The 18,401-nt window shown below is 71.8% G+C and carries 14 protein-coding genes and 3 pseudogenes; 10 read left to right on the top strand and 7 right to left on the bottom strand.

Annotated features, from left to right (window positions below):
* Nucleotide 1: 1 nt before the first annotated feature.
* Nucleotides 2-415, bottom strand: a pseudogene (locus ACFWVP_RS11685) (transposase); the annotation flags it as partial.
* A gap of 295 nt (nt 416-710) precedes the next feature.
* Between ACFWVP_RS11685 and ACFWVP_RS11680 the strand changes: the two are divergent.
* The 7 genes from ACFWVP_RS11680 to ACFWVP_RS11650 all read left to right on the top strand — a co-directional run bounded on the left by ACFWVP_RS11680 (nt 711) and on the right by ACFWVP_RS11650 (nt 6,835).
* Nucleotides 711-1,562 carry a HipA family kinase gene (locus ACFWVP_RS11680; RefSeq protein ID WP_384495748.1) on the top strand — a complete coding sequence of 284 codons (852 nt, stop codon included), beginning with the start codon at nt 711-713 and terminating at the stop codon, nt 1,560-1,562.
* On the top strand, nt 1,559-1,942 hold the full coding sequence (locus ACFWVP_RS11675; protein ID WP_384495746.1) for a DUF3037 domain-containing protein: 384 nt from the start codon (nt 1,559-1,561) through the stop codon (nt 1,940-1,942). The genes ACFWVP_RS11680 and ACFWVP_RS11675 overlap by 4 nt, the downstream gene beginning before the upstream one ends.
* Before the next feature lie 202 nt (nt 1,943-2,144).
* The gene (fabG, locus tag ACFWVP_RS11670; protein ID WP_384495745.1) at nt 2,145-2,906 is read left to right on the top strand and encodes a 3-oxoacyl-ACP reductase FabG; all 762 of its coding nucleotides are present in this window, start codon (nt 2,145-2,147) and stop codon (nt 2,904-2,906) included.
* A 22-nt stretch (nt 2,907-2,928) separates the two neighbouring features.
* On the top strand, nt 2,929-3,684 hold the full coding sequence (locus ACFWVP_RS11665; protein ID WP_384495743.1) for an SDR family oxidoreductase: 756 nt from the start codon (nt 2,929-2,931) through the stop codon (nt 3,682-3,684).
* Nucleotides 3,685-3,801: 117 nt separating this feature from the next.
* Nucleotides 3,802-5,382: an ABC transporter substrate-binding protein gene (locus tag ACFWVP_RS11660; protein WP_384495741.1), complete on the top strand. Its 1,581-nt coding sequence runs from the start codon at nt 3,802-3,804 to the stop codon at nt 5,380-5,382.
* 81 nt (nt 5,383-5,463) lie between these two features.
* Nucleotides 5,464-6,147 carry a uracil-DNA glycosylase gene (locus ACFWVP_RS11655; RefSeq protein ID WP_384495740.1) on the top strand — a complete coding sequence of 228 codons (684 nt, stop codon included), beginning with the start codon at nt 5,464-5,466 and terminating at the stop codon, nt 6,145-6,147.
* Nucleotides 6,148-6,409: 262 nt separating this feature from the next.
* The gene (locus tag ACFWVP_RS11650) at nt 6,410-6,835 is read left to right on the top strand and encodes a hypothetical protein (RefSeq protein WP_384495880.1); all 426 of its coding nucleotides are present in this window, start codon (nt 6,410-6,412) and stop codon (nt 6,833-6,835) included.
* 47 nt (nt 6,836-6,882) lie between these two features.
* On the opposite strand, the gene ACFWVP_RS11645 is transcribed toward ACFWVP_RS11650, so the two are convergent.
* The 3 genes and pseudogenes from ACFWVP_RS11645 to ACFWVP_RS11635 form a co-directional block, all read right to left on the bottom strand.
* The gene (locus ACFWVP_RS11645) at nt 6,883-7,329 is read right to left on the bottom strand and encodes a hypothetical protein (RefSeq protein WP_384495739.1); all 447 of its coding nucleotides are present in this window, start codon (nt 7,327-7,329) and stop codon (nt 6,883-6,885) included.
* Nucleotides 7,330-7,513: 184 nt separating this feature from the next.
* Nucleotides 7,514-7,669: pseudogene (locus tag ACFWVP_RS11640) on the bottom strand (Mini-circle protein); the annotation flags it as partial.
* 306 nt (nt 7,670-7,975) lie between these two features.
* Nucleotides 7,976-8,635, bottom strand: a complete 660-nt coding sequence (locus tag ACFWVP_RS11635; RefSeq protein WP_384495737.1) for a TetR/AcrR family transcriptional regulator — start codon at nt 8,633-8,635, stop codon at nt 7,976-7,978.
* 79 nt (nt 8,636-8,714) lie between these two features.
* Between ACFWVP_RS11635 and ACFWVP_RS11630 the strand changes: the two genes are divergently transcribed.
* Both ACFWVP_RS11630 and ACFWVP_RS11625 read left to right on the top strand, forming a co-directional pair.
* Entirely contained in the window at nt 8,715-9,926 is a 1,212-nt protein-coding gene (locus ACFWVP_RS11630) for an FAD-dependent monooxygenase (protein ID WP_384495735.1), read from the top strand.
* Nucleotides 9,927-9,959: 33 nt separating this feature from the next.
* The gene (locus ACFWVP_RS11625; RefSeq protein ID WP_384495733.1) at nt 9,960-10,865 is read left to right on the top strand and encodes a Gfo/Idh/MocA family protein; all 906 of its coding nucleotides are present in this window, start codon (nt 9,960-9,962) and stop codon (nt 10,863-10,865) included.
* On the opposite strand, the gene lnt is transcribed toward ACFWVP_RS11625, so the two are convergent.
* From lnt to ACFWVP_RS11610, 3 genes are all read right to left on the bottom strand, one after another.
* Nucleotides 10,837-12,429 (bottom strand): apolipoprotein N-acyltransferase, encoded by a 1,593-nt coding sequence (gene lnt / locus ACFWVP_RS11620; protein ID WP_384495731.1) that lies wholly within the window; start codon nt 12,427-12,429, stop codon nt 10,837-10,839. The genes ACFWVP_RS11625 and lnt overlap by 29 nt on opposite strands.
* A gap of 92 nt (nt 12,430-12,521) precedes the next feature.
* Nucleotides 12,522-12,995 (bottom strand): nuclear transport factor 2 family protein, encoded by a 474-nt coding sequence (locus tag ACFWVP_RS11615; RefSeq protein WP_384495729.1) that lies wholly within the window; start codon nt 12,993-12,995, stop codon nt 12,522-12,524.
* A 111-nt stretch (nt 12,996-13,106) separates the two neighbouring features.
* Complete coding sequence (locus ACFWVP_RS11610; RefSeq protein ID WP_384495727.1) at nt 13,107-13,970, bottom strand: universal stress protein; 864 nt, start codon at nt 13,968-13,970, stop codon at nt 13,107-13,109.
* A gap of 249 nt (nt 13,971-14,219) precedes the next feature.
* Between ACFWVP_RS11610 and ACFWVP_RS11605 the strand changes: the two are divergent.
* Nucleotides 14,220-18,388 (top strand): annotated as a pseudogene (locus ACFWVP_RS11605) (molybdopterin-dependent oxidoreductase).
* Nucleotides 18,389-18,401: the final 13 nt, after the last annotated feature.

The raw sequence follows: 18,401 nt of genomic DNA, 5'->3' as shown, positions 1-18,401 counted from the left end.
CTCAGCCCCGGAGCCATAGCCGGACGGCCGCGGTGGTGACAGTGCCGCGGAAGACAAAGGCCCTCTTGTCGTGGCGGGTGGCGACGGCCCGGACGTTCTTGAGCCGGTTGATTGTCCGCTCGACCTCGTTGCGGCGTTTGCAGAGCTCGTTGCCGAAGCCGGTGGGCCGACCGCCCCCACTGCCGCGGCGTTTGCGGTTGGCCCGCTGGTCCTTCGGTCCGGAGATGGTGTGTTTGATCTGGCGTCTTCGCAGGTAGCGCCGGTTCCGACATGAGCTGTATGCCTTGTCGCCGCCCGAGTGGTCCGGCCGGGTGCGGGGGCGACCGCCCTGGGTGCGGGGAACGCGGATCCGTCCGAGGACCTCGATCATCTGCGGCGCGTCGCCCCACTGGCCGGGCGTGACCGGGAAGGCCATCGGCCACCTACGCCTCGATCATGTTGGAAGCCGGGGAGTCCGTCGTGACCTTGGCGCGGTGGCTCGGACACCCCTCGCCGGCGATCACCCTCGGTTACTATGCTCACTTCATGCCGGAGGCTGGCAGCGAGGGGCGCGGCACCATCGACGGCCTGCTCGGGGAGCGCGGGGGATCAGCTTGCTGGCCGAAACTCCCCAGATTCTCCCCAGCGCCGTCGACTGGCGATCATCGCCCCTGCGCCCCGAAAAGGCCCTCCGTTGAATGTAAGCCTGAAGAGATGGGTGGCCTGGGAAAGTGCTAAAAAAGGTTGTCGCGACCCGCTATGTCACGCCCCTGCGGGAGGGTGGTTCGCTCCCCGGGATCGTCGAGGCCGACGACCTGGGCACGTACGTCATGAAGTTCACCGGTGCGGGACAGGGTCGCAAGACCCTCGTCGCCGAGGTCATCTGCGGGGAGCTGGGCAGGCGGCTGGGGCTGCGGGTGCCCGAGCTGGTGACCATGCAGCTCGATCCCGTCATCGGGCTCGCGGAGCCGGACCAGGAGGTGCAGGAGCTCCTCAAGGCGAGCGGCGGACTGAACCTCGGCATGGACTACCTGCCAGGGTCACTCGGGTTCGATCCGCTGGCCTACGAGGTGGATCCGGCGGAGGCCGGGAAGGTCGTCTGGTTCGACGCGCTGATCAACAACGTGGACCGCTCATGGCGGAACCCCAACATGCTGGTCTGGCACGGTGACCTCTGGCTGATCGACCACGGGGCCACCATGATCTGGCACCACAACTGGCCGGGCGCCCAGGCCTCGGCGGCGAAGCCGTACAACGCCTCCGATCATGTCCTCGCGCCGTTCGGCCCCGACATCGCCGCTGCCGCCGCGGAGCTCGCCCCGCTCGTCACCGAGGAACTGCTCACGGAGGTGGCGGCCGACGTGCCGGACGAGTGGCTGGCCGACGAGCCCGGCTTCGGGACGACGGACCTGCTGCGGCGGGCGTACGTCGAGCCGCTGCTGGCGCGTGCCGGCACGATCCACGAGCGGATCTCGATGGGGGAGCCCACGAAGACGCGGCCCTCCCAGGCGCCCGGCTGGCTCAGCGAGCGCCTGGCTCCGTTGCCGCGCCCGACGAAGAACACCAAGGACGGCGGCCGATGAACAAGCGCGATGTCTTCGAGTACGCGGTCCTGCGCGTCGTGCCCCGGGTCGAGCGTGGCGAGTGCTTCAACGCGGGCGTACTTGTCTACTGCCGGGCGAAGTCCTTCGTCGCGGCGCGCACGCACCTGGACGAGGGCAAGCTCAAGGCGCTGGACCCGCATGCCGACGTGGTGGGCGTACGGGCCGCCCTGCGTGCGGTCGAGGGCGTCTGCTGCGGCGGCGAGGCGGCGGGCAAGGCGGCCGGTGACGAACCGGGACGGCGCTTCCGCTGGCTGATCGCACCGCGCTCCACGGTCGTCCAGCCGGGCGTCGTGCACAGCGGACTCACCGAGGACCCCGAGGCCGAGCTCGAACGACTGCTCGACCTGCTGGTGCGCTGATTACCGCACCGGCGGCGCCGCCCGCGACATACGCGGTCGCGGTGCCGTCGGGTGTGACATGCGCCCGTGCCCCCGTGGGCCGTTGACACCGGGTGCCAGGGCTTCTAGCGTCTCGTCTGCTGAAGGTACTAAGCGGTTGCTCAGTTATCGGGAACTTCCTGACGTCCGCTGAGCCGCGATCCAAGGGCGAGGAGAACCAAGCATGTCCACCACCGAGCAGCGCGTCGCCATCGTGACGGGAGCGGCACGGGGCATCGGCGCCGCCACCGCCGTACGCCTGGCGGCCGAGGGCCGCGCCGTCGCCGTACTCGACCTCGACGAGGCGGCGTGCAAGGACACGGTTGAGAAGATCACCGCCGCGGGGGGCACCGCCCTCGCCGTCGGCTGCGATGTGTCGGACAGCGCCCAGGTGGAGACCGCCGTCGCGCGCGTCGCCGCCGAGCTCGGTGCTCCGACGATCCTCGTCAACAACGCGGGCGTGCTCCGCGACAACCTGCTCTTCAAGATGAGCGAGTCCGACTGGGACCTCGTGATGAACGTGCACCTCAAGGGCGCGTTCCTGATGGCGAAGGCCGTCCAGGCGCACATGGTGGAGGCCAAGTTCGGCCGTATCGTCTCGCTGTCCTCCTCGTCGGCGCTGGGCAACCGCGGCCAGGCCAACTACTCCGCGGTCAAGGCCGGTCTGCAGGGCTTCACCAAGACGCTGGCCAAGGAGCTCGGCAAGTTCGGCGTGACCGCCAACGCCGTCGCCCCGGGCTTCATCGTCACCGAGATGACCGCCCAGACCGCGGCCCGCGTCGGGATGGGCTTCGAGGAGTTCCAGGCCGCCGCCGCCACCCAGATCCCCGTGCAGCGAGTGGGCCGCCCCGAGGACATCGCCAACGCCATCGCCTTCTTCACGGGTGACGACGCGGGCTTCGTCTCCGGGCAGGTCATGTACGTCGCCGGCGGACCGCTCAACTGATCCCGGAAGGGCAACGGACATCATGACTGTGCAGGACAGTGGCAAGGTCGCGCTCATCACGGGGGCGAGCCGGGGCATCGGCTACGGCATCGCCGAGGCGCTCGTGGCCCGGGGGGACCGGGTCGTCATCACCGGGCGCGGCGAGGACGCCCTCAAGGAGGCCGTCGAGAGGCTCGGCTCCGACCGGGCGATCGGTGTCGCGGGCAAGGCGCACGACGAGGCCCATCAGGCGACGGCCGTCGAGCGTGCCATGGAGGCGTTCGGCCGGGTCGACTTCCTGATCAACAACGCCGGCACGAATCCGGTCTTCGGGCCGATGGCCGAGCTGGACCTCAACGTGGCCCGCAAGGTCTACGAGACCAACGTGATCTCGGCGCTCGGCTTCGCCCAGCAGACCTGGAAGGCCTGGCAGAAGGAGAACGGCGGTGCGATCGTGAACATCGCGTCCGTCGCGGGGGTCTCCGCGTCACCGTTCATCGGTGCCTACGGCATGAGCAAGGCGGCCATGGTGAACCTGACTCTCCAGCTGGCGCACGAGTTCGCGCCCGTGGTCCGGGTCAACGCCATCGCGCCCGCCGTGGTGAAGACGAAGTTCGCGGAAGCGCTGTACGAGGGCCGTGAGGCCGAGGCCGCCGCCGCGTATCCGCTCGGCCGGCTCGGAGTTCCCGAGGACATCGGCGGTGCGGCGGCGTTTCTCACCTCCTCGCAGTCGGATTGGATCACGGGGCAGACGCTCGTGGTCGACGGCGGTATTTTCCTGAATGCCGGCGTGGCTTGAGAGTGTCCTGAACCGGTTTGACCTGATTGACACAAGTGCCCTGCCGGGCCAGCGGATTGACCCGGCAGGGCGCTGCGGTATGGTCTGCCGACCCAAGGCTGATCGAGGAGCGTGCACGTGTTCTACCGGGCCAGTCTGCAGGCTGCTGCAGCCCTTGCTTCCCTTTCTCTGCTGGCCGGCTGCGGACTGCTGTCCGACAGTGGTTCGGAAACGAACCAGCAGATAGCGGTCGGAACGACGAGCACTCCCTCGACACTCGATCCCGCTGCGGCCTACGACGGCTCCTGGGAGCTGATGAGGAACGTCTTCCAGACGCTGGTGAGCTTCCCGACAGGCACTACGAGCCCGGAGCCCGACGCGGCCGAGTCGTGCCTGTTCACCGATGCCACGAGCATGGCCTACCGGTGCACCCTGCGTGGCGGCCTGAAGTTCTCCAACGGCGAGAAGATCGACGCCGAGGCCGTGAAGTACTCGATCGACCGCATCCTGAAGATCAAGTTCAAGGGCGGCCCGGCCAGCCTCCTCGGTTCCCTCGACCGGGTGGAGACCAAGGGCGACGACACGGTCGTCTTCCACCTCAGCAAGGCGGACGCCACCTTCCCGTTCATCCTGGCGACCCCCGCGATGTCGCTCGTCCCGCCCAGCGAGTACCCCACGGACAGCATCCGCGACGACGGCAAGGTCACCGGCTCCGGACCGTACGTCCTGAAGTCCTTCGAGGCGGGTAAGAAGGCCGAGCTGACCAAGAACCCCGACTACAAGGGATTCGCCGACAGGAAGAACGACGCGGTCACGATCCACTACTTCGAAGGCTCCGCCCCCATGGTGGAGGCGCTGAAGAAGAAGGAGATCGACGCCACCTACCGCGGTCTGACCGCCGAGGAGGTCGTCAGCCTCGAGGACAACAAGGACGACAACGAGGGCCTGCAGATCACCGAGACGGTCGGCGCCGACATCCGCTTCCTGGTCTTCAACCCCAAGGACCCGGCCTCCGGCAAGCTCGCCGTCCGGCGGGCCATCGCCCAGGTGGTGAACCGCGACGCGCTCGTCGCCAAGGTCTACCAGGGCACCGCCGAGCCCCTGTACTCCATGGTTCCCAAGGGCATCGCCGGCCACACCACGAGCTTCTTCGACACCTTCGGCGAACCCGACAAGGGCAAGGCCAAGGCGATCCTCAGCGAGGCGGGGATCAACGAGCCGGTCGAGATGACCCTCTGGTTCACCACGGACCGCTACGGATCCTCCACCGCTCCCGAGTTCGCGGAGCTGAAGCGCCAGCTCGAAGCGTCCGGCCTTTTCAAGATCACGCTGAAGAGCGCGCCGTGGAAGACCTTCCAGGAAGGCTTCACCAAGGGCGACTACCCGGCCTTCGGGCGCGGCTGGTTCCCGGACTTCCCGGACCCGGACAACTTCATCGCCCCCTTCGTGGGCGAGCAGAGCGTCACCGGCACGCCCTACCTGGCGAAGGAGATCACCCAGGAGCTGCTCCCCACCTCCCGCCAGGAGAGCGACCGCGGAGCCGTCTCCAAGCAGTTCAGGCGGGCCCAGGAGATCCTCGTCGAGGACGTGCGGCTGCTGCCGCTGTGGCAGGGCAAGCTGTACGTGGCGGCGGGCGAGGACATCGGCGGCAGCGAGCGCGCCCTGGACCCGCAGACGGTCATGCAGATGTGGGAGCTGTACCGCAAGGCGAGCTGGTAGGAAGGGCTCGGCGGGTCGGTTGTCAGTGGCCCCCGGTAGGTTCTGTGGTCAAGAACCAAATGCTTACCGGAGGTTGTGGACGTGACCGACACCGACCTGCTGCCCGAGTCCTGGCGCGGCGTTCTCGGCGAAGAGCTGCAGAAGCCCTACTTCAAGGAGCTCACCGACTTCGTCGAGAAGGAGCGGGCCGACGGGCCGGTGTACCCGCCGCGTGAGCAGGTGTTCGCCGCGCTGGACGCCACGCCGTACGACCGGGTGAAGGTGCTCATCCTCGGCCAGGACCCGTACCACGGCGAGGGGCAGGGCCACGGGCTCTGCTTCTCGGTCCGGCCGGGGGTCAGGACACCCCCCTCGCTGCGCAACATCTACAAGGAGATGAACGACGAGCTCGGCCTGCCGGTCCCGGACAACGGATATCTGATGCCGTGGGCCGAGCAGGGCGTCCTCCTGCTCAACGCGGTGCTGACGGTCCGGGGCGGCGAGGCGAACTCGCACAAGTCCAAGGGCTGGGAGAAGGTCACCGACGCGGTGATCCGCGCGGTGGCCGAGCGGCCCGACCCGGCGGTCTTCGTCCTCTGGGGCAACTACGCGCAGAAGAAGATCCCGCTGATCGACCCGGAGCGCCACGTCATCGTGAAGGGCGCGCACCCCTCGCCGCTCTCCGCGAAGAAGTGGTTCGGCTCCCGTCCCTTCACCCAGATCAACGAGGCCGTCGCCGCCCAGGGCCACGGGGCCATCGACTGGCGGATCCCGGACCTGGGCTGAGAGCGGCCCGGCCCGCCGGTCCCGGACCCGGCCGGTCTCCCCTCCCTGAGCGGCGGACGACCCCAGCCGGCGCCCTCGTTCCGAGCGGTTGGCGACCTCCGGTGCAACCGGCCATCCGGCCCCGCGCCTGAGCGCGATCGCCCGCGGCTGCGGCTAGCGTCGGCTCGACGGGAACAGGCCGGACGGTGATCAGGAGACCTCTGTCGTGGAGCAGCAGGAAGCGTCGAGGGACGCTGTCGTGACCAGGATCGGCCAGGCGGTCATGCTGCTCCACGGCGGGGACAGGGAAGAGGCCCGCAATCGTTTCGGTGCCCTCTGGGCGGAGATCGGCGAGGACGGCGATGCCCTGCACCGCTGCACCCTCGCGCACTACATGGCCGATACCCAGGACGATCCCGGCGACGAACTCGCCTGGGACCTCCGGGCCTTGGCGGCGGCGGAGGGGCTGACCGGCACAGCCGTGGCCGAACACCGGGACGCTTCCGCGGTGCGGTCCTTCTTCCCCTCCCTGCACCTCAATCTCGCGGCGGACTACCTGAAGCTGCAGCGCTTCGGGGCCGCACGGCTCCACCTGGACCGGGCGTGGGACACCGTCGGCGTCCTGGGGGACGACGGTTACGGCGGAGGGGTCCGGGCGGCGATCGGCCGACTGGAGCAGCGGATGCGGGAGCACGGGGCGGGGGAGTGAGCCGGGGCGGCGCCGCCGGGTGACACCGGGCCGCCGCCCCGCCGGGTTCAGCGGCCGTACGTCGCGTCGCAGATCCTGGACTGCGGGCTGCCCGCCGGCCAGCGCCCGTAACCCCGGCCCAGCGCGCAGACGTCCTTCCCGGTGACGGGCACGGAGGAGCCCGGGCCGGCCGGCCGTGCGAGGCCCGGAATCCGAGGGGGCAGGCGCGGCGCCTGAGGCCGCGCGAGGTCCGCCCGCTCACGCCGAGGCGGCGTGCGGGGCACGTCCTTCCGGGTGCCGGGAGAGGCTGTCGCGGACGCGGCGGGATCCGGCAGCGCCTCCAGGGAGTCGCGAGCCGGTGGCTGCACGATCTGCGGCTCCACTTCCTGCACGGGTCTGCTGGTGCCGGGACGCGGCGCCACGGTCTTCCGGGGCGGCTCCACCGAGACGCAGCCCGAGACCGCGGTGACGGCGATTCCCACCAGGAGCGTTGCTGTGATTCCGGTTCGATGCACCCGGCTCACTCTGCCGGGCCGATCCCGTCGCGGGACAGCCACTGGGCCAGGATTGGCCCGCACGAGTGACGCCGGTGGCCGGCCGGCGCGGCATGTCTTCCGGGCACCGGGGCTCAGGTGCCGGTAGCGCCCGGCGACAGGCGTGGGCGCCGGGGCGGCAGGTGCCGGTCACCCCGTCGATACGCTCCTGTACCAGGTCCGCGCGTCCGTCGGGCCGGGCGTACTCCTCGATCATGTGCGTGTAGAGCCAGCACCGGTTGAACGACTCACCCCGCTCGCTCCGGCCGGGCGACAGGGCGCCCAGGCCGAGCTTCGCGGCGTGGGCCCGGGCCGGCTCGATCTCCGCGAACCGGACCGTCCGGGTCTCGTCCCGGGCGTCCGTATCCGTGTATGGAACTCCCCGTCCGGGTCCTCGTCCGTGCCGTGGACCGGCGGAAGGTCCTCACCGTCCGGCACCTCGCGGAACCAGCCGCGCCCGCGCTCCGCCAGGTGCCAGGTGCCGCACGAGCCCGAGGAGGGCGAATCACGACGGGGCCCGGGCGTCTCACGCGGCTGGGTGTCGGTGAGGCCCGCGTACTTCCGCGCCGCGTTCGTTCGTCGGCATGCCGGACATCGGTCGCCGCAGAGATATCCGAGAGGTCACTGCTCAGCCACCCCCGCCGCCGAGCATCCCGCGCAGCAGCTCGGCGCAGCCGGTGCGCAGTTCCTCCTCGGTCGGTACGGACCGGTTGTACGACCCCGCGGCACAGGCGAACATCATCCCCTCCGACCAGGCCACCAACGACAGGGCGTGGCGTTCCGGCTCGGCGGATCCCGCGGCGGTCATCAGGGCCACCAGCGGTTCGCGGAACTGCCGGCCCGCCGCGTCGTAGTACGCGCGGAGCTCGGGGCGCCTGGTGGCCTCCAGGGCCAGCTCGTACCGGCAGATCAGCAGTTCGGTGCGGCCCGTCAGGTAGCGGTGCAGCGCCCGGGCCAGTCCGGCGGCCAGCCGGTCCGGACCACCGGCCGGTCCGCCGGAGCCCGGCCCCGGCGGTTGTGAGGGCTCCGGCGGACCGGAGGCCCCGGGAAGGCTTCCCGGGGCGAGCGTCCGGGACTCCAGCTCGGCGAGCCGGCGCACCGCGGCCTCCAGCAGTGCCTGCCGGGTGCGGGCGTGGTTCGACGTCGACCCCTGGGGGAGTCCGGCCCGCTCGTCCACCGCGCGATGGGTCAGCCCTCGCATCCCGCGCTCGGCGAGCAGGGCGAGAGCGGTGTCGGCGATCAGGTCGGCACGGGAGGTGCCGGGCGTCCGGGCGGTGCGTGTGGGCATGGGGTCAATCTACCGCCGGAACTACAGCTGTAGTACGGTGAATTCGCCTACTACAGCTGTAGTTCGAGGAGGTCCGGTCATGGCAACGTCCCACGCAGTGGTCATCGGCAGCGGAATCGGCGGGCTCACCGCCGCCACCGCGCTGCACCGGCGCGGCTGGCACGTCACCGTGCTCGAGCGCGCCGCGTCGCTGGAGCCCGTCGGGGCGGGCATCAGCCTCGCGCCCAACTCCCAGCGCGCGCTGGACGTCATCGGGCTCGGCGACGCGGTCAGGTCACTCGCCGCCTGGCAGGGCGACGGCGGCCTGCGCACGCCGGCCGGCCGCTGGCTCTCCCGCACCAGCAGCGCCGCCGCTGCCGAGCGGTTCGGCGGGCCACTGGTCCTGCTGCACCGCTCCGCCCTCGTCGACCTGCTCCGTTCCAAACTGCCCGATTCAGCACTGCACACCGGCACGCCGGCCGAGCTCGTCGGTCCGGGGCGGGCGGGCGGCCGCAAGGCGGTCGTCAGGACCTCCTCGGGAGACATCGAGGCCGACCTGGTGATCGGGGCGGACGGCATCGGCTCGACCGTGCGTGCCACGCTCTTCCCACGTCATCCCGGCCCCACGTACAGCGGCTTCACCACCTGGCGCGTGGTGTCGCCCGGGGTGGGCCGACCCTTCAGCTCGCACGAGACCTGGGGACGCGGAGCCCTGTGGGGCAGCCACCCGATGAAGGACGGCCGGATCTACGGGTACGCCGCCGCCACCGCCCCGGCCGGGGGCCGGGCCTCCGACGACGAGAAGGCGGAGCTGCTGCGCAGGTTCGGCGACTGGCACGACCCGGTTCCCGCGATCATCGCCTCCGTCGGGCCCGGCCAGGTGCTGCGCCACGACGTGTACCAGCTGGCGGAACCGCTGCCCGCCTTCCACCAGGGCCGTGCGGTGCTCGTCGGCGACGCCGCGCACGCCATGCCGCCCACGCTCGGCCAGGGCGGCAACCAGGCCATCGAGGACGCCGTCGTGCTCGCCCACCACCTTCCGGCGGACCGCGACCCGGGCGAGGGTCTCGCCGCCTACAGCGCCGCCCGGCTGCCCCGTACGACCGGGATCGCGCGCAGGTCCGTACAGGCCGCCCGGCTGACGCGACTGTCCGGCGGTCCGGCCGTCGCCGTACGGAACGGGCTGATCGCCACCGTCTCGCGCCTCGGCCCGGGGCTCGTCCTGCGCACGTTCGACGGCATCCCCGACTGGCACCCGCCGCAGCGCACGTATGCTGCCGGGGCCGAGGACGGGCACAGGACGCGGTCGTGACACGGCCGTGGTGAAGGCGACAGGGAGAATTCCGTGAAGGTCGGTTGCATCGGGCTCGGCGACATCGCGCAGAAGGCGTACCTGCCGGTGCTGACGACGCTTCCCGGGGTCGAACTGCATCTGCAGACGCGTACGCCGGCCACGCTCGCGGCCGTCGCGGGGACCCACCGGATCCCCGACCGGCAGTGCCACACGGATCTCGACTCACTCCTCGCCCAGGGCCTGGACGCCGCCTTCGTGCACGCGCCCACGTCCGCGCACCCGGAGATCGCCCGGCGGCTGCTCGAAGCGGGCGTCCCCACGTACATCGACAAGCCGCTCGCCTACGAGCTCGCCGAGTCCGAGCGGCTGGTGGCGCTCGCCGAGGAGCGTCGCGTCGGCCTCGCCGTCGGCTTCAACCGCCGCCTGGCCCCGTCCTACGCGCAGTGCGCCGGGCACCCGCGTGAGCTGATCCTGATGCAGAAGAACCGGGTGGGGCTGCCCGAGGACCCGCGCACCATGGTGCTCGACGACTTCATCCACGTCGTCGACACCCTGCGCTTCCTGGTGCCGGGGCCGGTCTCCGACGTCGTCGTGCGGGCACGGATCGTGGACGGGCTCATGCACCACGTGGTGCTCCAGCTGTCCGGCGACGGATTCACGGCCATCGGCACGATGAACCGGCTCAACGGATCGACCGAGGAGATCCTGGAGGTCTCCGGCCAGGACAGCAAACGCCAGGTGCTCAACCTCGCGGACGTCGTCGACCACAAGGGGCAGCCCACCCTGCGCCGGCGCGGTGACTGGGTGCCGGTCGCCCGTCAGCGCGGCATCGAACAGAGCGTGCTGTCCTTCCTGGACGCGGTGCGGGCCGGTCAGGTGCTCGGCGCCCAGGACGCACTGGAGACCCACCGGCTCTGCGAGAGGGTGCTCAGGGACGCTCTGGAGCAGGCGTCCTGAGAGCGCGCAGCCCCGCCGTACCGAAGAAGACGGCCAGCACCGCCAGCGCCCCGTACACGGGCCAGACGCCCAGCCGGACGTAGAGCGTGGTGCCGTGGGCGAGCGGGACGTCGTACACGGCTGCCGCGCTCGTGTCCGTACGGAGTGGAGTACCCACCCGTTCGCCCCGTGGGCCGTACACGGCGCTCACACCCGTCAGGGTGGCGTGCACCATCGGCCGCCCGGTCTCGGCCGCCCGCAGCGCACCGAGCGAGGCGTGCTGCGCGGGCGCCCAGCTGTGCTGGAACGTCGAGGTGGACGACTGGGCGACCAGCAGCTGTGCGCCGTCGGCGGCCAGCCGCCTGCTCATGTCGGGGAACGCGGACTCGAAGCACACCAGCGGGCCGATCCGCAGCCCGTCCGGCAGGTCCATCACCACGGGGCCGCTGCCGCGCAGCCGGTCCTCACCCGCCGCCTTGCCCACCGAGGTCGCCCAGCCGAGCACCGCACGGGCCGGGACGTACTCGCCGAACGGCACCAGGCGCATCTTGTCGTAGCGGTCCCCGGTCGGCCCGTCCGGGCCCACCAGCACCGCGGACTTGTAGATCCCGGTACGGTCCGGACCGTCGGTCCGCCGGGCGTCCATGTTGACCAGCACCTCGGCCCCGACCAGCCGGGAGAGCGCGGCGATCCGGTCCGCGGTCCCGGGGCTGCGCGTCAGGTCCACGGCCACACTGCTCTCGCCCCACACCACCAGGTCGACGTCACGGCCGGCGAGGGAACGGGTCAGCGCCTCGCTGCGGGCGAAACGGCGTTGGACGCTGCCCGGGCCGTCGACGACGCCCGGCTGCACGACGGCGATCCGGGCGGTACCCGAGCGCTCCGGCTGCGGTGCCCACACCCCTACGGCGGTCACGCCCGCCGCGCACACCACCAGACACGCGGCGGCCGCGGTACGGGCCGCCGATACGACCAGGAGCAGCGCGACCGCGGTGTTCACCGCCACCACGAGCAGGCTGACCAGCCACACGCCCCCCACCGAAGCGGTCCGCAGCGCGGGTGCGAACTCCCACAGACTGGCGCCGAGCAGGCCCCAGGGGCCTCCGAGCCCCTCCCAGGAGCGGACCAACTCGATCATCAGCCACCCGGAGGGCAGCACCGCGACGGCGGCCACCGCGCCTCGGACCGACGGTGATCCGCCGAGCAGCCGGGACACCAGCAGACCCCAGGGAGCCCAGAACAGGCCGAGCAGGGCCGCGAGCACCACGAGGAACACATGCAGGCTCGGCATCAGCCAGTGGTGCACCGCGAGCATGAATCCCATGCCGCCGAGCCAGCCGTCGAGGGCCGCGCGCCGCCCGGTGCCGGCCGACCGGATCAGCAGCAGCCACGGCACGAGGACGACCGGGGCGAGCCACCAGAGCGACGGGGCGGGGAACGTCAGGGCGGGCAGTGCGCCCGCGCACAGGGCCGCGGCACCGCGCCACAGGGGGGCGCGCAGCAGGTCCGGGCGCGCCCCGGCGCCGCCGCCGGCCGCGCCGCCCGGAGTCCGACCCGCAGGAAGCCGCCCGCCGCGCATCGGCATGCCGTGTCCTCCTCGCCGGGTCCCCCGCTCGGTCCCAGTGTGCGGCAGAAGATCGGCAACGCACAGGGGGCGTGCCGCGCCCCCCGTGCCGGTCAGCCGGCCGTCGGCCTGCCCGGCACGCACCGCCACTTCTCGTGCGCCTCGACCGTACGGATCAGCCAGCCCGGCTCCGTACGCAGCAGGCCGAAGGCGTACCGGCCGCCGGAGAGGAAGGCCGGGGCCGTGGTCGTGGCTCCGGCCTCCGGGCCCATCGGGTTCAGGTAGTCGGCCCGGACCTGCGCATGGTCGCCGGGGTAGCCGCCCAGATCCTGGAGATCGATCCGACGGTTGACGATCAGGTGCTGGCGGACCGGGAAGGGCCGCAGTGTCTCCGCGAGCCACCGCGCGGCTCCTGCGGCCGGGCCCTCGGACCCGCCCGCACCGCGGTAGTCCGCCCGGCCGTCCGCGGTGAACAGGGCGCCGTAGTCCTCCCAGGCACCGTCATCCACCGCCGCGGCGTAGCCCGTGATCACCGCATCGATCGAGAGCCGGTCCATTACCGTCGCGAGAGCCACGCGCTGTGTCATCGTGCAAGTCTCTGCCCGCGGGCCCGGAAGTCCAAGGGGCCTGCACGGTCCGAGGGGGCCCGCACGGCTCACGGGGAGCGCGCGGGCCGAGGGCTCAGCGTCCCCGCGGCGTCAGCAGGGCACGACCGCCACCGGGCCGAGGGCGTGCGTTACCGTCGTCTGCGCGACGGGGGACAGCCCCAGCCCCAGGGACTCGCCGCCCCTGCGCCTCCCGACCACGGTCAGCGCCGCGGTGGCCGACGCCGTGACCAGGGTGCGGGACGCCGATCCGTTGACCGGTTCACGTACGACCTCCACCAGCGGGTACTCCTCCAGACGGCCCGCCGTCAGCTCGGTGAGGGTGCGCTCCGCGGCCTCCGCCGCGGCCTCCCGGTCGAAGACCGGTCCGCCGGACAGCATCGACGAGAACATCGTCCAGCCGTGCACGAGCCGCAGCCGTGCGCCCGGCCGGGACGCGGCGGCGGCGAAGGCGAAGTCCAGCACCTCCTCGCTGCTCTCGTCGGCGGCCACCCCCGCGACGACGTCCGGGAAGGTCTTCGCCGCTTCCGCATCGTCCTCGTCGGTCCGCCCGCTGTGGACGACGACGACCGGGCACCGGGCCATCGACGCCGTGGCCAGGCTGTTCGAGCCGATCATGAGCGACCGGAAGCCGCCCAGGCCGCGCGAGCCGACGACCACCATCGACGCGTCACGGCTGAGCGAGATCAGCGCGGCCGAGGGAAAGTCCAGCGGGGCCAGCGTCGAGGTGGGCAGCCCGGGAGCCGACGTGGAGGTCCGCAGCACCGCCCGGTCGAGCAGTTCCTCGGACTCCCGCAGGCCGCTCTCCTCGTCCGTACGACGGGTGGGCGGCCTGACATGGACGATCAGCAGCGGCAGTCCCCGGCGCACGGCCTCCTGAGCGGCCCAGTCCAGCGCCTCCCAGCTGTGGGGGGAACCGTCGACCGCGGCGATCACGGGAAGGTCGTTGGCGGTCATGACTACCTCCTGGTCGCGCCGGCGGGCGCGGTCGATTCCGAGGGCCGTCCGCCGGGGCTTCTGCAAGGCCCCGCGGGGACCCGCTCCTCACGGTACGTCCGCCGGGTGTCCGGGCTCAGCCCGGGGCCTCACGCACGGGCGCGCCCGACTGTGCACGGGACGTAACCACGCTTGATCGTCCGGTGTGACACCCGGGAAACGGACGTTTCGTACCGTGGTGGGACCAGCGTCCCCCACGAGAGGCCGTCCATGACCGAGCCGAACCCGCAGCCGGACACCCCCACCCAGGTGCGGACGGTCTGCTCGTACTGCGGTGTCGGCTGCGGGATCGTCCTCGATCTCGGCATGGGGCCCGACGGGCGGCGTACCGTCCTGAAGGCCTCCGGCGACAAGGCACACCCCGCGAACAGGGGGAGGCTCTGCACCAAGGGGGCGACGAGCGCGGAGATGCTCGCGGCGCCCGGACGACTGTCCACGGCGCTGGTGCGGGCGGACCGCAGCGAGGAACCGGCTCCGCTGGCCATGGACGCCGCCGTCAAGGAGACCGCGCGGCGGCTGCGCGCGATCGTCGACGAGCACGGACCGGACGCGCTCGCGCTCTACGTCTCCGGGCAGATGACACTGGAGGCGCAGTACCTGGCCAACAAACTGGCCAAGGGCTTCGTCCGCACCAGCTGGATCGAGTCCAACTCCCGGCTCTGCATGGCCAGCGCGGGCAGCGGCTACAAGCTCTCCCTGGGCGCGGACGGCCCGCCCGGCTCCTACCGGGACTTCGAGCACGCCGACACGTTCCTCGTCATCGGCGCGAACATGGCGGACTGCCACCCCATCCTCTTCCTCCGTCTCATGGAGCGGGTGAAGGCCGGCGCGAAACTCATCGTGGTCGACCCCCGGCGCAACGCCACCGCCGACAAGGCGGACCTGTTCCTGCAGATCCGCCCGGGCACGGATCTGGCGCTGCTCAACGGCCTCATGCACCTTCTTGTCGAGAACGGCCACACCGACCCGGAGTTCATCGCCGAGCACACCGAGGGCTGGGAGGCGATGCCGGACTTCCTGCGGGACTACACCCCCGCCGCGGTCGCGGAGACCACGGGCATCCCGGAGGCGGACATCCGCCGGGCCGCCCGCTGGATCGGTGAGGCCGGCGACTGGATGAGCTGCTGGACCATGGGCCTCAACCAGAGCACCCACGGCACCTGGAACACCAACGCCCTGATCAATCTGCACCTGGCGACCGGCGCCCTCTGCCGCCCCGGCAGCGGGCCCTTCTCGCTCACCGGCCAGCCCAACGCCATGGGCGGCCGCGAGATGGGATACATGGGACCGGGCCTGCCCGGACAGCGCAGCCTCCTGGCCGACGACGAACGCGCCTTCGTCGAGGACCTGTGGGACATCGACCCCGGGACCCTGCGCACAGACGCGGCGGGCGCCGGTACGGTCGACATGTTCCGGCGGATGGCGGACGGCGAGATCAAGGCCTGCTGGATCATCTGCACCAATCCCGTCGCGTCCGTGGCCAACCGCAGGACCGTCATCGAAGGGCTCGAAGCAGCGGAATTCGTCGTCACCCAGGACGTGTTCGCCGACACCGAGACCAACGCCTACGCCGATGTCGCCCTGCCCGCCGCACTGTGGGCGGAGGCAGAGGGCGTCATGATCAACTCCGAGCGCAACCTCACACTCGGTCGTCCGGCCGTCGAACCGCCGGGGGAGGCCTGGCCGGACTGGCGGATCATCGCGCGGATCGCCTGCGAGATGGGGTACGAGGACGCCTTCGGCTACAGCAGCGCCGAGGAGATTTTCGAGGAGATCAAACAGGCCCACAACCCGAGGACCGGGTACGACCTGCGCGGTGTCTCGTACGCACGGCTGCTCGACACCCCCGTCCAGTGGCCGAGCGCCACCGCGGACGGCCCCGACCGCAACCCCGTCCGCTACCTCAACGACGGGGTCAGCCAGACCCTGACCGTGCGCCCCGACGGAACCGTGCCCCGGCTGGCCTTCCCCACGGCGAGCGGACGGGCGGTGTTCTTCGCCCGCCCGCACCTGCCCCCGGCCGAGATGCCCGACGACGACTTCCCGTACGTGCTCAACACCGGCCGTCTGCAGCACCAGTGGCACACCCTGACGAAGACCGGAAAGGTCGCCAGACTCAACAAGCTGAACCCGGGCCCCTTCGTGGAGATCAACCCCCAGGACGCCCGGGCACTCGGTATCGGGGAGGGCGATTCGGTCGAGGTCGCCTCACGGCGCGGCCGGGCCGTGCTGCCGGCCGTCGTGACCGACCGGGTGCGGTCCGGGGACTGCTTCGCGCCGTTCCACTGGAACGACCTGTTCGGCGAGTACCTCAGCGTCAACGCCGTGACCAACGACGCGGTCGACCCGCTCTCCTTCCAGCCCGAGTTCAAGGTGTGCGCCGTGACGCTGGCGAAGGTGGCCGCCGTCGCCCCCACCGCTGTCCCCGTCCCCGCCCCCGATCCCTTTCCCGCCCAGGGCGCCGGACCGGTTTCCGCGCTCGCCGGGGTGTTCGGGATCGCCGACGCCGCGCCCCCCGTACTGGCCGGCCACGAGCGCCGCTATCTGGCCGGATTCCTCGCGGGCCTCGGTCCGCGGCCCGCCGGTACACCGGTGCTGCCGGCGCACGCGCCGTTCGAGCCGGAGCACGCCCTGTGGGTCAACGGAGTGCTGGCGGGGATGTTCTCCCGGCTGCCCGGCGACGAGCCCGGGAGCGGGGCGCACGCCGTGCCCGCGCGGGACGCTCCCGGCGGCCGGGAGATCGTGGTCCTGTGGGCCTCGCAGACCGGGAACGCCGAGGAGGTCGCGGCCGCGGCGGCGCGACGGCTGACCGACGAGGGGCGCACGGCGACGCTCCTCGGGATGGACGACAGCCCGCTGGAGAGCCTGCCGCGGCCCGCCGATCTGCTGGTCGTCACCAGCACCTTCGGTGACGGCGACGCCCCGGACAACGGCTCCGGCTTCTGGGAGTCCCTCAACGCGCCCGACACCCCGCGCCTGGAGGGCGTGCGCTACGCCGTGCTCGCACTCGGGGACTCCTCGTACGACGACTTCTGCGGGCACGGCAGACGGCTCGACGAACGGTTCGACGAGCTGGGGGCCGTGCGGCTCCTCCCGCGCGCCGACTGCGAACCGGACTACGAGGAGCCGGCGGGGCAGTGGCTCGACCAGGTGTTCGCCGCCCTGGGCACTCCGACGGAGCCCGCCACGGCCACCACCGGCCCCGCGCCCGGCCCCGCCCCGGGGGCTGCCGCCCCGGCCGCCCCCGCTCCGGCCCGCCCCTCGAAGACCGCCCCGGTGCCCGTCTCACCGGCAACAGGCTGCTCAGCCTCCCCGGCGCGACGAAGGAAGTGCGCCGGTTCACCTTCGACACCCAGGACAGCCCGGCCCCCCTCGCGTACGAGGCGGGCGACGCGCTCGGTGTCGTACCGGTCAACTGCCCCGACCTCGTGGCGGAATGGCTCGCCGTCACGGGCCTCGACGCCTCGGAGCCGGTCGACATCTCCGGCCTCGGCCCCGTACCGCTCGGCGAGGCGCTCCACCGCCACCTCGACATCGCTCAGGTCACCCCCGACCTCCTGCGCCTGGTCGGCGACCGCACCCACGACCGCACCCTCAAGAAGCTGCTGCGCCCGGACAACAAGGGCGAGCTCGCCCAGTGGACCTACGGCCGGCAGGCCGTCGACGTCATCGCCGAACACTCCGCCCGCGCCACCGCGGCCGAGTGGACCGAGGCGCTCAGGCGTCTGCGGCCACGCCTCTACTCCATATCCTCCAGCCCGCTGACCGACCCCCGACTGGTCAGCCTCACCGTCTCCGTCGTCCGCTACGAGAACCGGCACGGCCGCTCACGCAAGGGCGTGGCGTCCACCTTCCTCGCCGACGCGGAATCCGGCAGCCCCGTCCCCGTCTTCGTCCAGCGCGCCCCGCACTTCCGCCCGCCGGCCGACCCGGCCACCCCCATGGTGATGGTCGGCCCCGGCACCGGGGTCGCCCCCTTCGTCGGCTTCCTCGACGAACGACGCGCCCTCGGGCACCGGGCCCCGAACTGGCTCTTCTTCGGCGAGCAGCGCCGGGCCACCGACTTCTACTACCGGGACGAACTCGACTCGCTGCGCGCCGACGGCACCCTGACAAGGCTGGACACCGCCTTCTCCCGCGACCAGCGGGCGAAGACCTACGTACAGGACCGGATGCGTGAACACGGCGCCCACCTGTGGTCCTGGCTCCAGGACGGCGCCCACTTCTACGTCTGCGGCGACGCCTCCCGGATGGCGAAGGACGTGGACCGCGCTCTGCGCGACATCGCCGTCGCCCACGGCGGCCTGGCACAGGACGCGGCAGCCGCGTACGTCAAGCAGCTCGCCGCCGACAGGCGGTACGTGCGCGACGTGTACTGAGCGGCCCCCTCGC

The organism is Streptomyces sp. NPDC058637 (assembly GCF_042717325.1).
Classification (GTDB): Bacteria; Actinomycetota; Actinomycetes; order Streptomycetales; family Streptomycetaceae; genus Streptomyces.
The sequence above is the reverse complement of the archived record's forward strand: the minus strand, read 5'-3'. Positions and strand labels throughout refer to the sequence as shown.